We start from the raw sequence: 13,397 nt of genomic DNA, 5'->3' as shown, positions 1-13,397 counted from the left end.
AGGGCAAAACGCACAAACGGGCGCCCCTGTAAAAGAGCCGCCCTTTGTGTGCCGGTATGGTGGATCGGGTTAGAACTTAACCTTGGCCGACAGCACAAAACTGCGGCCCGGGTCCATATAGGGTTCGGTACGAATGCTGTCGTATCCGGTGGTGGTACGGTCGGTATAGGCGCGGTTAAAAATGTTGTTGGCATCAATCCGCAAGGTAACGGCCTGTGACAGCGTATCGGGTGTCCATTCACCGTACAGGTTGGCAACAAAATAGGTGTCGATCGGTTCGGCACCGTATTTTTCCGGGTCATCATTTTTCAGCGCCAGTTCAGATGACATACCCGCGCGCAGGCCCAGTTCATGCCATTCCTTGCCTGCATCAACTGTTATGATGTCGCCTAGCAAAACACCTTGCCATGCTGATGCCGTGCTAACGGGCGGGGCACCGTCTGCGCGGACAATGGTATGGGTATAGGTCGCCCGGATATAGGCCGTGTCGAATTGATAGGTGCCAGACAGATTAATGCCGCGTGTGACAAGATCGACGGTGGTTTGGCGGTCTGTATCAGACAGGTCGTGTGATCGTTCGATACGATTGTAAAACACGTTGCCATCAAGGGTCAGGCGATCAAACGTGACCCGTGAACCTGCCTTATAGTTAAACGACCGCGATGGCGCAAAACCGGTATAATCCCAAACACCGGAAAAGTTATAAATGCTGGATTCCCCAACCGGTAAACCACCAAATGCCGTGCCGACGCCGCCATAAATTGTGGTGTTTGACAGAATATCGTATTCGGTATTCGCGTTGCCAGACAGGCCCTGTTCATCAAACTCGCTGCCGTCGATACCGGTAAACCACTGCCGGTCAAATCGCCCGCCAAACGATGTGCGCCAGCGGTCTGTCAGGTCCAGCCGTGCTTGCGAAAATATGCCGATATTGGTTGATTTTTCAGTATAGCTACCGGCACGGGTGCCGTTGTTATGGGTACCTGTGGCTTCATCATGGTAAAAATCAATTCCGGTATTAACCTTGCCCATTCCAACATCAAAATTGTTGGCAGCCTTGCCATTTACTGTTTCGATTTCTGAATTGGTATGAAAGAAATTTGGCCCGTTTTGCAGGTTGGGCACGTCGAGTTCCGATTTGCTGTAATTGAGCGATAATTCCGGGTCGAACTGACCATTGGGCATTTCATCAACATAGGAAACGCCCATGGCGGTTTTTTTGTATGAAATCCACTGTGCACCCTGTCCGCTGGTCAGCGCACCAAAGTTGGGTCGCGACGGGCGCACACCTTCATCTTCCAGGTGGCTGGCAAAGGCTTCAAACCGTTCGCCGTCTTGCCCGTTAATGGCAAATTTGCCCAAACCGTTTTCACTGCCGTTGGCGGTTCCGTCTACCTTGTCGTCATTGCCATCGCGGTAATTGTTGGTGTTATTGTTTTGCACATAGGCCAGCGCTTCGACCTTATCGGTGCGCCCGGCCATGGTTAGCCATTCACTAAATCCCCGGGAATTGGTGTCATAGGCGATTTTGCCATAGCCGCCAAAATTTTCGCCGGGTTCCAGAATGTCGCGGGCATCTCGGGTTTCATAGGCAATAGAACCACCAAGTGCGCCAGGGCCGCTATCGGCCGGGGCAACGCCGGTTTCAACATCGACCTTTTTTAACATGCCCGGGTCCATCACCGTGGTGCCAAGGTGATGATAACTGGAATTGTTTTGTCGGGTGCCATCAATGGTGACGTTGAGTTTGGTGTCTTCGATGCCCTGAACATAGGTTTTTTGCGTAACCGGGCTGGCTCCGCCGACATTGACTGCAGCATCGCCCGAAAAGACATCTTTCAGGGTGCGTGGTGCAATTCTGTCAAGTGCCTCATTATCAAGGGTAATGCCACCGGGCAGGGGCGGTGCTGTGCGCTCGCGGTTTGATGAAATCGTTATCGGGTCCAGGGTTGCGGCGTCGCTATCCCGGGTGATTGTATCCTGGGCAAACGCGCTGGCAGGCAGCGCAGCCAAAGCAACACCGGTTAGCAAAGATGTACGAAGCCAGCGCGAAACCTGCATGTTTTGGGTAAACAGCAACGGAAAATGGTGCTGCGGCATAATATGGTCCCTCAATCGATGATTAGTCTTTACCAAATGCGAATGATTGTTAATATTAATTTTTGCAGATCGTCGCCAGCACATAGGCATTTGCAAAATCATCGCTTCTATCTGCGAAAACGGCGGCGCGTCGTTTGCAGGGCGGTGAACAGGGAAAGACGGAAATGACGGAAATGACGACGCCAAAAATGCCAGAACAATCAGCGCTGCGCCGGACCCCATTGGACCGTGACAACATCACCGCTGCCACGTTGTGGCAAAATGGCGGACAAAGCCGCCATGTAAGTGGCGCAGATGATGCTCTTTTGCCCGAGGATACGGTGCTTAAGGGACGATTGGTAAATGACCGGGCACCGTCGCATTTTATGGTTCACACCACCGATACAGTCGCGATGCGGGACTTTGAAATTTCCAATCAGGTGCGCCCTGCGGTTACTGTCGCTATTGTTGTTGATGGTCAGGTCGAGGGGGCGTTTGACGATACACCGTTTGACTTTGACGCGCGGCAGGGCGTTGTTGGTTATTTATGGGCACTTAAACAGCCCGCCAAGCTGACACGACGTATTCCCAAACATAATCGGGTGCGTAAGGTGATGGTGACCGCCCGGTTTGACTGGATTGCAAAAAGTCTGGGAAATGATGCCGGGCAGGAGGCCGCGCGCGCGTTTTTATACGGTGATCATGGCCCGGTGCGCTGGCAACCATCGCGACGTGCCATAGCGTTGGCCGAGCAAATGTTATATCCGCCGATTGAATTACCGCTGTTTCGTGAAATTTACATTGAAAGCCGGGGGCTGGAAATTTTTGGCGAGGCCCTGCGATCGGTGATGACACCACCCCGGATTGATCAAAATTGCAAGGCGATTTCGGTTGATGTATCGGACAAGGCGCAGGATATCCGCGACCATATTTTGCAACATATCACGACGGGGCTTAATCTACGTGATCTTGCCGCGACAATGAATATGAGCATCGCGCGATTGCAACGCATATTCAAAACGGCCTATGGCACAACTGTAATGGATTTCATGCGCGAAACCCGCCTGCAAGCGGCACGTGATGCGATGGACAAGGATGGCCTGACCATCGGGCAGGCGGCCTTTCTTGCCGGTTATTCATCGCCTGCCAATTTTTCGACCGCCTTTAAAAGGGTCTTTGGCATTTCCCCGTCTGAAGCCCGCGAAAGATAACCGGGTTGATCTGTCTGGATGCAGTACGGAAAAATGTACATTTTATATGGCCAGGGACGGGGTGGTATGGCGGGGGCACATATGCCCCCTGGCCCGGAAATGATTGTGACGAAGCGAGCTATTCAGGCCCGATGTTATCGCGAACTGTGTTAACCCGCAGAAAGTCGTTTAATGAAGTTGTCGACATCCTGACGTAGCGTGTTGGCATGGCTGCGAAGTGCTTTGGACACAGTCAGGACTTCTTCGGCGACAGACCCGGTATGGTCTGCGGTGGTGCCGACATTGCCAAGGCTGGAATTAACATTACGATTGGCACTGGAAACGCCGTTGATATTGTTGCTGATATCGCCGGTTGCAGCGGCCTGTTGTTCGACTGCGGCGGAAATGGCGGCGACGGATTCAACGATTTTGCCGATCTGCCCGGTAACGCCCTGAATTGCATCAACGGCCCGGTGTGTTGTTTCCTGTACGGCGTTGATTTGCGCGGTGATATCCCCTGTTGCTTTGGCTGTCTGGTTGGCCAGGTTCTTGACCTCGCTTGCCACAACGGCAAACCCTTTGCCAGCGTCACCGGCGCGGGCTGCCTCGATCGTGGCATTAAGGGCCAGCAGGTTGGTCTGGCTGGCAATTTTATCGATCAAATCTACAACTGTGCCAATTTCCTGGGCTGTCGCATCAAGAATGCCGATGGTGTCGGAGGTGGCCCTAACTGCTCCTTCTACCTCTTGTGAAATGGTTGAAGCCCGGCTGACCTGACTTGATATTTCACGAATGGAACTATCAAGTTCCTCGGCAGCACCTGCGACGGTGGCGGCGTTTTCTGCGGAAAGCTCGGCAGCATCCCGGGCACCATTGGTCTGGTCGCGGGTCTGCTGCACACTATCGACCAGGGCTTCCGCCGCATGAGACATATCGCCTGCACTGCTTGCAAGTGCCGTAACGACCTTTGACACGGTGGTTTGAAAATCGTCAGACATTTCGCCAAGGCGGCGTTGATAGGTGTTGCGGGTTTCTTCGTAGTAAATTGTAATCGCCATTTCCATGTCAATGACCACGGCAGTAGATGCCGCAGCGATCATTTCGCCAAGATCGCGGCGTTTGCGAAAGGTTTCATGCAATAAGGAAATCATCAAACCAAGGATAAAATTGTATCCTGATACATAGGCTTCCGGTGTCAGACCGATTTTTTCGTGCGCGCGACCGATACGACGTACTTCTTCAAAATAATGGTCGTCGAAATCACCGCGGAAAAGTGTTTTCCAGTGATTGCTTTGCGCACGCTTTAAACCATCGATGCGGCTGGTGTCACCGATGATCGCTGCCAGGTCAGGCCGTGCCATGATCTTTTTGTAAAAGGTATCAAGCATGGCAGGCAGATTTTTTTCAATCAGTGGCCAAACCTCTCGTAAATGGCTACGCTTCTTTTCATTAAAATCCACAAAAGCAATACGCCGATCCAGTTCTGCAGGCATCCTGACCCCATCTTGTTGCAGCTGAAACAATGCCGACGCCAAGGTCGGTGATTATATTTGTAAAATTTGAGATTGGTCTTTCCAGGAAACAATTTAACTATACTTTAGTGTGGGACTTCATTTTTTTCTGCTGTTTATTTGAGTGTGGTGCGTTCGTGAATAAGAACTAAAGGATGTATTTTTCTGCATTTGCAGGTTTGGCGAGCGCCACTCTGTTGTAATTGGATTTGTTGTAAAAACAAAAATGCCCGGTTGTCCTTGTATTTAGCCAATTATAATATTTTCAATTGTATTATAATATGCCAATCAATGTAAGATAGAAATATACTATACGGAAAGCATGAAATTTTAGCCGTTTGGAGTGGGGCGATGTTGGGGCTTGGAAAACAGTATCAGCCCGTCGGACAGAGGGATGATCAGTCGATTTTTTGATGTAAATGTGGCTGCCGTCAGTTCAGATTTACGACGAAAAAACAGTCATTTTCAGCAACTTGGAAAAATGGTGGTATTTGCTGATGAAATTCGCCAAAATCCACCCTTCGTTCGCAAAATTTTGCAATAAACCGCCAGAATAAGAACAGGTTAGGGGAAATCAGGATGAAACGTCGTCAGTTTTTGAAGGGTGCCAGTCTGGGCGCGGGCGCGCTTGCCGCGACGGCCGCCGCACCTGCCATTGCATCGGCACAGGAAAATTTGAAATGGCGTATGGTTATGCCGTGGCCCAAGGGCACGCCGGGCCTTGGTACCAATGCCGAAAAATTCGCCGCCATGGTCAAGGAAATGAGCAATGATCGCCTGTCGATCACGGTTTATGGTGCGGGTGAACTGGTGCCACCGTTTGAATGCATGGATGCGGTTGAACAGGGCGTGGTTGAAATGGCCCACGGCACCCCGTATTACTGGCAGGGTAAAAACCCGGTTCTTAATTTCTTCTCCACCATTCCCTTTGGCCTGACGGCATGGGAACTTTCGGCATGGCTGCGTTTTGGTGGCGGGCAGAAGATGTGGGAAGATGTTTATGCCGACTTTGGTGTCGTGCCGTTTTATGCCGGTAATTCGGGTATGCAGGCGGGCGGCTGGTTTAATAAGGAAATCAATTCGGTTGATGACATCAAAGGTGTCAAAATGCGCTATGCCGGGTTGGGCGGCGAAGCGATGCGCCGGATTGGTGCCAATATTACCATGTTGCCACCTGGCGAAATTTTGCCTGCAATGCAAAGCGGGGCCATTGATGCCGCCGAATGGGTTGGACCGTGGAACGACTTGGCATTCGGCCTTTATCAGGTTGCCAAATATTACTATACCCCGGCTTTCCATGAACCTGGGCCCGGCCTTGAAATTTTCGTATCAAAAGAAAAATTCGACAGCCTGACGCCGGATTTGCAGGCGATTATTCGCTATGCGGCCCAGGCCATTGCCGAGAATACGCTGGCGGACTTTACCTTTAACAATATCGAATCCTATCAGCCGCTGATCGACAAGGGCGTTGAAATTCGCCAGTTCCCCGATGACGTGATCATGGCGTTGGCCGAGGCCAGCAAAGCCGCCGTCGAGGAAATTGGCAATCAAAACGACGTTAACAAAAAGATCTATGATTCCTATATGGATCTGGTGAAAAAATCAGCGCGTTATGGCAAGGAATTTGAAGCAACCGGCTTGCTTCAACGTGCCAAGGTTTGGGGATTCTGATTTTCGGGTCCGTGATATGGAACGGTTAGTCTGATCGTAAAATGAAAACCGCTTTGCCATTGGGCAGGGCGGTTTTCTTTACAGTGTGCGACGTCGCAGATGCGAGATGGGTTTTCATGTACCTGGATTGTCCGTTTTGCCGGGCGCTTCAAACCGTAACGGAAAATGTACAATCAAGGGTAATGTTGCGCTGCAGAACATATGTGATATGCAAAAATCACATATCAGCATCCCGTAAACACGCATTGTTGCCATTGGTAAAACCAAAGACCCTGCCCGCCTGCAACGTATTCAATGGCATGAATTTGTCGTTTTTACGCAAAAAATTATCAAATAAGTCTTCTGGAGTTCTTCATGAAACGTCGTAATTTTCTTAAAGGTGCCAGCCTTGCCGTGGGCGCAGTTGCTGGCGGCATGGCCGCGCCTGCGATCGCCAAGGCTGACGACACATTTAATTGGCGTATGGTTATGCCGTGGCCCAAAGGATCGCCGGGGCTGGGTGCCAATGGCGAAAAATTTGCCGAACGTGTGACCAAAATGTCGGGCGGTCGCCTGAATATTAAAGTTTATGGCCCGGGCGAACTGGTGCCGGCATTTGAATGCATGGATGCGGTGGAACAGGGTGTCGCCGAAATGGCGCACGGCACGCCGTATTACTGGGCTGGCAAGGACGAAGCCGTTAACTTCTTTTCGACCATTCCCTTTGGTCTGATGGGCTGGGAACTGTCGGGCTGGTTGCGTTTTGGCGGCGGTCAGGAACTGTGGGAAGAACTTTATTCACAGTTTAACGTTGTTCCGTTTCTGGCAGGCAACACCGGCCTTCAGGCTGGTGGCTGGTTTAACAAGGAAATCAACACCATTGATGATATCAAGGGTGTGAAAATGCGCTATGCCGGGATTGGTGGCGAAGCCATGCGTCGCCTGGGGGCCATTGTTACCATGCTGCCGGCGGCTGAAATTCTGCCTGCCTTGCAAAGCGGTGCGATTGATGCGGCTGAATGGGTTGGCCCGTGGAACGACTATGCCTTTGGTTTAACACAGGTTGCCAAATATTATTATACCCCGGCCTTCGCCGAACCGGGCACAGGCATTGAAGTGTTCATCAACAAGGACAAATTTAATTCCTTGCCCGAAGATTTGCAGGAAATTGTTCGTATCGCCGCACAGGCCAATGCCGAACAGACCCTGGCTGACTTCACCTATAATAACATCACGTCCTATCAGGCCGTCTTGAAAAAGAACATCGAGATCCGCCATTTCCCTGATGAAGTCATCAAGGCCCTGGCTAAGGAAGCAATGGACGCGGTGAAGGAAATTGCCGGTAAAAGCGAACTGAACCAGCGCATTTACGATTCTTACATGGACTTCACCAAAATTGCAGCACCCTATGGCGAGCAATTTGAAGCCACAGCCCTGTTGCAGCGTGCAAAAGTTTGGGAAAGCTGATTTCCGGGTTTGGAAGTTACACTGTTTTACAAGGGCGGCCTGTAATGGCCGCCCTTGTTTTATGCATAATGCGAAATTTGTTTTGAACCGGGTAACGCGGTTTAGTGGGGTTTGGGGGCGCCGGGTGGCTGGGGCAGGTCAAAGGTAAACGATGCCTGGCCTTCATAATCGGCGACGGTAATACGTTTTACCAGCTCCGCGGCCAGGGCCAGCGACGTTTCAATCGCCCATTTAAGTTGTTCAACCGCCCCTTTGTTGCCATCGGCAAGGGCTTCGGGCAGGATGCGTTCCTGTAAAAATTTGGCAACCCCGGCAAAGCCGCGTGCGGCACTTTCGCAGTTTTCACGCAGGATCATAAATTGCCCGGTTTTTTCAACTGCATCGGCAATACCAGCCAAATGACCCATCATCACCTGGATATCGGCATCATCCGTTGCGGTTTTTTTGGCAACAAAACGCAAAATTCCGGCAAAAAAGGCATATTGGGAAGACATGGTCACCTGATGCTTAACAATTGGTCGTAAGGGATATGTGCGCCGTTTTAGTCGATGATGGTGGCGTGGTATAGTCCAAACTGGGAAATATATGCGACACCTGCCTGTCAGGTGAAGAAAAGGATAGCGCGACAATATGCTTCAGGGTGGTTTGATATTTATTGTTGCGATGGCCTATATCGGCCTTTTGTTTGCCATTGCCCATTATGGCGACAGATACGCCAGATTTTGGCGATCCTCGCGGGCCAAACCGGTTATTTATGCGCTTTCCATGGCGGTTTACTGCACCAGCTGGACTTTTTTTGGCTCGGTCGGTACGGCTGCGCTGCACGGTTTTGCGTTTTTGCCCATTTATATCGGCCCGATAGTCATGATGCTGGCGGGCTATCCGGTGATGGTCAAAATTGCCACGGTTTGCCGGGCGCAAAATATCACCTCGATTGCCGATTTTTTAGGTTCGCGCTATGGTAAAAGCCAAAGTTTGGCTGCCCTGGTTGCTGTTATCGCCATGGTCGGCATTCTGGCCTATATCGCCTTGCAGCTAAAGGCGGTTTCAACATCGTTTGATGTGCTGATCGGCCCATTGGGCGAGGATGTGGTGCGCCATAGTGCGGCGAATTTCACCAAGGATACCGCGTTTTACGTCACGATATTAATGGCGGTTTTCGGGGTGTTGTTCGGCGTGCGCTATATTCATGCATCCGAACATCATGATGGCCTTATTCTGGCAATTGCCTTTGAAAGCACAGTCAAGCTGGTTGCGCTTTTGGCGGTGGGTTTGTTTGTCGTATTTGGGCTGTTTAACGGCATTGGCGATTTGGCAAATCATGCCACCAGCCGGGCCGATATTACCGCCCTGTTTGAACCGCAAAGCTGGTTAACCCCGCATTTCTTTGTCGGTTCGCTTATCGGTATGTTTGCCATTATCTGTTTGCCACGCCAGTTTCATGTCACCTTTGTTGAAAATGACGATAGCCGCAATTTGAAAACGGCACGCTGGCTGTTTCCGGCGTATCTGGTGGCGATTAACCTGTTTGTGGTGCCCATTGCCGTTGCTGGGCTTTTACTGTTTGACGGCCAATCGGCGGTAAACCCGGACACATTCGTTTTGACCTTGCCATTGTTGGGTGGTCAGAACGGTTTGGCATTGGTGGCGTTTGTTGGCGGGCTTTCGGCCAGTACCGGCATGGTGATTGTATCGTGCGTGGCGGTTTCCACGATGGTCTGCAACGATTTGATCATGCCGGTTTTATTGCGTCTGCCACGTTTGCGTGACAAGGCGGCAGGCGATGTCAGCCAGCTTGTGCTTAAAATTCGCCGGGTGGCGGTTTTGGTGCTGATGTTTCTGGCCTATGGGTTTTACCGGTTTTTAAGCGAAAAATACGCACTGGCCGATATCGGCATGTTGTCCTTTGCGGCTGTCGCCCAATTTGCCCCGGCTTTGCTGGCGGCCCTGTATGTTAAACGGGTTAATCGCACCGGGGTGCGTTGGGGGTTGGTTGGCGGGTTTGTCCTGTGGTGTTATACGCTGTTGTTGCCGTCCTTTGTGCAAAGCGGCTTTTTGCCTCAGGAAATACTTGTTAACGGGCCATTGGAACTCGCATTTTTAAAACCCCAGGCCCTGTTTGGTTTGCAGCTTGACCCCCTGACCCATGGGGTGATCTGGAGCCTTGGCACCAATATCCTTTTACTTTTTATCGGGTCAGCCACAGGTATTCAGGGGGTGACCCAACGCCGACAGGCCCAATTGTTTGTCGATGTCGGGCGGAACCCGGCGCAGGCGCGCAATGATATCTGGCCGGGGCGCGTCACCATTGCCGATCTGGAAGGGTTATCCGCACGGTTTTTGGGCGCGCAATGGGCCGAACGGGCCTTTCGGACCTATCTTGCCCGGCGAAGTGACAATGCCGCGCGCGATGATCTGGCCGATATTGATGCTGCCAATTTTACCGAACATCTGCTGAGCGGTGCGGTTGGTGCCGCGTCCTCGCGGGTGGTGATGGCTTTATTATTGCCCGACAAGGCTGTGTCGCGCCGCGATGCAATGGAACTGCTCGACGAAGCCTCGGCGGCGATCAAGTTTAACCGCGATTTATTGCTCAACACTTTGGAAAACATCTCGCAAGGGGTAGGGGTGTTTGACCATGATTTACGTTTGGCAACGTGGAATCACCGCTTTATCGACCTTCTGGGCATTGCTCCTTCTGATATTCAGGTGACGATGCCTTTATCGCATCTGGTCGAGACGTGCCGTAATACAGGGCCGCGTGCGGTTGACATCGACATTTTGTTGGGTCGCAATACCGCCCCGCAAATGCGCCGCCTGCCAGATACCTACGAACGCAAACGGTCGGATGGCATGGTGCTTGAAATTCGCACCAATCCGATGCCCGATGGCGGCTTTGTTGCCACCATTGCCGATATTACGGCACGGGTACGAACAGAAGATGCCCTGCGTGAAAGTGAACGGAACATTCGCATTTATACCGATAATATTCCGGTCATGATTGCGTATGCCGATAAAAATCAGCGTTTACGTTTTACCAATCGTCCCTATGAACGCATGTTTGGCCTGCGCCGGGCCGCCGCACATGGCATTACTGTGGCCGAGGCCGTGGGCGAAAAGCGTTATCAGCGGTTAGCCCCCATGATTGCCGAGGTGTTAAAAGGGTATCGCCAAAGTTTTGAAATTGATTTTCCGCCCATGGAAGGTTTTACCGAAGAACGTTTTGCCGAGGGTACCTATATTCCGCATTTTGACGAAACCGGCGAAGTGCTGGGCTATTTTTGTATTTACCATGATATTACCGAACGCAGACTGGCCGAGCAGGCCCTTAAAGAAGCGAATGAAAGCCTGGAAGAACGGGTAGTCGATCGCACCCGTGCGCTTGAAACACTCAATAGCGAGCTTTCGGTTGCCAAGGAACAGGCCGAAACCGCAAACGATACCAAAACCCGATTTTTTGCTGCTGCAAGCCACGATTTGCTGCAACCCTTAAACGCCGCACGGCTGTTTACCTTTGCCCTTGGCGGGCGCACCTTGCCCGATGATGCCGCTGACCTGGTGGGTAAGGTTGATTTGTCGCTTAAGGGTGTTGAAGAACTGCTCAATGAGCTTTTGGATATATGCAAGCTTGATGCCGGGGCCATGCAACCCACTTTGCAGGATTTTCCGATTTCCAAGGTTTTGAATATTCTGAAAACAGAATTTACCCCGATTGCCGAGCAGGCCGGGTTGCGGTTTTCAGTGTTTCCGCGCGATATCTGGGTACGAAGTGACAGCCGCCTGTTGCGTCGCATTCTGCAAAATTTCATTTCCAATGCACTGCGTTATACCCGACAGGGTGGCACTGTTGTTGGCTGTCGTTTGCGCGGTGATATTTTGCGGATCGAGGTGTGGGATAGCGGACCAGGGATTCCGGTCGATAAACTGAAAATCATTTTCCGCGAATTTCACCGCCTTGAAAGCCCGGAAAATGCCGATGTGAAGGGGCTGGGCCTTGGCCTTGCTATTGTCGACCGGTTGGGCCGCAAACTTGATCATCCCATTTCGGTGCGATCACGGCCCGGCCGGGGCACCGTATTTTCGGTCGATGTTCCCGTGGGCATTGTGGCACCCGAAACGGGGGATATTGCCCCACGCCGCCGCCTTGCGGGCGAGTTGGGCGGGGTGCGGGTGCTGTGTATTGATAATGAACCCGATATTCTTGAAGGCATGCGTGCCATGCTGGAAAACTGGGATTGTGTGGTGGCTACGGCGCGCTCCGGCACTGATGCCGAAGCCTTGTTAAATCCGGCTGTCAGCACGATAACCCCTTTCGTACCCGACGTTATTCTGGCTGATTACCATTTAAATGCCGGTGAAACCGGGTTGGATGTGCTGTGCCGTCTGCGCGACCATAACGGGCTTGTGGTGCCCGGTGTTGTAATTACAGCCGATAGAAGCCCGGAAACGGCAGCGCTGGTTCAGGCGCAATCCTTTACATTGCTTAACAAGCCGTTGCGTCCGGCTAAACTGCGTGCCGTTATGACACGATCATTTGTTCGTAACGGGTAATTTATTGTGAACGCAGTGCATTGCTATTTGCCTGGTAACGATGGTTCGATTGTTTGGCGCCCTGTGGTGTTCTTTGCCCGTTTGTTTTTGTCTATGGTGACGGATGAGGGGCGAGCACAGCGAGATCAACAGGTGAATGTTTCGTGCCTTTTTTTAGGCGCAAACTCTTGATCCAAGCAGTTGTTCGGCCACCACAAAGCAGTGCAATGGCACGTACCAAAATCATAAAGGAATATCGTTCTTGCGTAAAATTGCCCGTCATCTTTCCGATACCATTCGCCGGAAAACCCCGTTTGAACCGCAAATACTGGCCTGTATCGTTGCGATTGCCGGGTTTTTATTGCTGTTTGGCAAGCTTGTTGAGGATGTCTTTAATCAGGAAAGCGGGACGTTTGATAAGGCGATTCTGCTGTTCATGCGCAATGGCAATGATTTGTCGCAGCCTATTGGGCCAGCCTGGTTGTTGGGGGTAGTCCGCGATATCACCGCATTGGGTGGTGTTGCGGTCTTAACGCTGTTTACATTGGTTGTAGTCGCTTATTTACTGGTGGCCGGATATCGGCGGGCAGCGGTGCTGGTGGTGCTGTCGGTCGGGTTGGGGGCTGTGTTTGAAGAAGCCCTGAAAATTGGCTTTGACCGGGCCCGGCCGGACATTGTGCCTCATCTGGTAACCGTGCATTCCCTGAGTTTTCCCAGTGCCCATGCCATGCTGTCGGCCATTACCTATTTAACATTGGGCACATTGGTTGCCCGGACCGAGAAACGCATGCGTGTGCGCGTTTTTGTGATGTCGGTTGGCGTTTTCATGACGTTTTTTATCGGCCTTAGCCGCCTTTATCTGGGCGTGCATTGGCCAACCGATGTGTTGGCAGGCTGGTCGCTAGGGGCGGCATGGGTGTTGCTGTTTTGGCTGGTTTCGCGCCGCTTACCCTAGGCTCAGGACTCATTA

Annotated in this window: 8 protein-coding genes; 5 read left to right on the top strand and 3 right to left on the bottom strand. The window is 51.8% G+C overall.

The features are described 5' to 3' along the window. Positions 1 to 69: 69 nt before the first annotated feature. Entirely contained in the window at positions 70 to 2,100 is a 2,031-nt protein-coding gene (locus tag THS27_RS23155; RefSeq protein WP_085594938.1) for a TonB-dependent receptor domain-containing protein, read from the bottom strand. Positions 2,101 to 2,273: 173 nt separating this feature from the next. Here THS27_RS23155 and THS27_RS23150 point away from each other — a divergent pair, with 173 nt between their 5' ends. After that, positions 2,274 to 3,290, top strand: a complete 1,017-nt coding sequence (locus THS27_RS23150) for an AraC family transcriptional regulator (RefSeq protein WP_168184985.1) — start codon at positions 2,274 to 2,276, stop codon at positions 3,288 to 3,290. Positions 3,291 to 3,439: 149 nt separating this feature from the next. Here THS27_RS23150 and THS27_RS23145 read toward each other — a convergent pair whose 3' ends face one another. After that, complete coding sequence (locus tag THS27_RS23145) at positions 3,440 to 4,762, bottom strand: globin-coupled sensor protein (RefSeq protein WP_085594936.1); 1,323 nt, start codon at positions 4,760 to 4,762, stop codon at positions 3,440 to 3,442. Between the two features lie 597 nt (positions 4,763 to 5,359). Here THS27_RS23145 and THS27_RS23140 point away from each other — a divergent pair. Both THS27_RS23140 and THS27_RS23135 read left to right on the top strand, forming a co-directional pair. After that, positions 5,360 to 6,451 carry a TRAP transporter substrate-binding protein gene (locus THS27_RS23140; protein ID WP_085594934.1) on the top strand — a complete coding sequence of 364 codons (1,092 nt, stop codon included), beginning with the start codon at positions 5,360 to 5,362 and terminating at the stop codon, positions 6,449 to 6,451. Between the two features lie 354 nt (positions 6,452 to 6,805). Further along, entirely contained in the window at positions 6,806 to 7,897 is a 1,092-nt protein-coding gene (locus THS27_RS23135) for a TRAP transporter substrate-binding protein (protein ID WP_085594932.1), read from the top strand. Positions 7,898 to 7,998: 101 nt separating this feature from the next. Here the strand turns inward: THS27_RS23135 and THS27_RS23130 are convergent, their stop codons facing one another. Beyond that, positions 7,999 to 8,391, bottom strand: coding sequence for a hypothetical protein (locus THS27_RS23130; RefSeq protein WP_085594930.1), 393 nt, complete (start codon positions 8,389 to 8,391; stop codon positions 7,999 to 8,001). A 136-nt stretch (positions 8,392 to 8,527) separates the two neighbouring features. Here THS27_RS23130 and THS27_RS23125 point away from each other — a divergent pair, with 136 nt between their 5' ends. Continuing rightward, on the top strand, positions 8,528 to 12,448 hold the full coding sequence (locus THS27_RS23125) for a NahK/ErcS family hybrid sensor histidine kinase/response regulator (protein WP_085594928.1): 3,921 nt from the start codon (positions 8,528 to 8,530) through the stop codon (positions 12,446 to 12,448). A 241-nt stretch (positions 12,449 to 12,689) separates the two neighbouring features. Then, complete coding sequence (locus THS27_RS23120; RefSeq protein WP_210402996.1) at positions 12,690 to 13,382, top strand: phosphatase PAP2 family protein; 693 nt, start codon at positions 12,690 to 12,692, stop codon at positions 13,380 to 13,382. Positions 13,383 to 13,397: the final 15 nt, after the last annotated feature.

The sequence above is a fragment of the Thalassospira sp. MCCC 1A01428 genome (genome assembly GCF_002115825.1).
In the GTDB taxonomy this organism is placed as follows: domain Bacteria; phylum Pseudomonadota; class Alphaproteobacteria; order Rhodospirillales; family Thalassospiraceae; genus Thalassospira.
The sequence above is the reverse complement of the archived record's forward strand: the minus strand, read 5'-3'. Positions and strand labels throughout refer to the sequence as shown.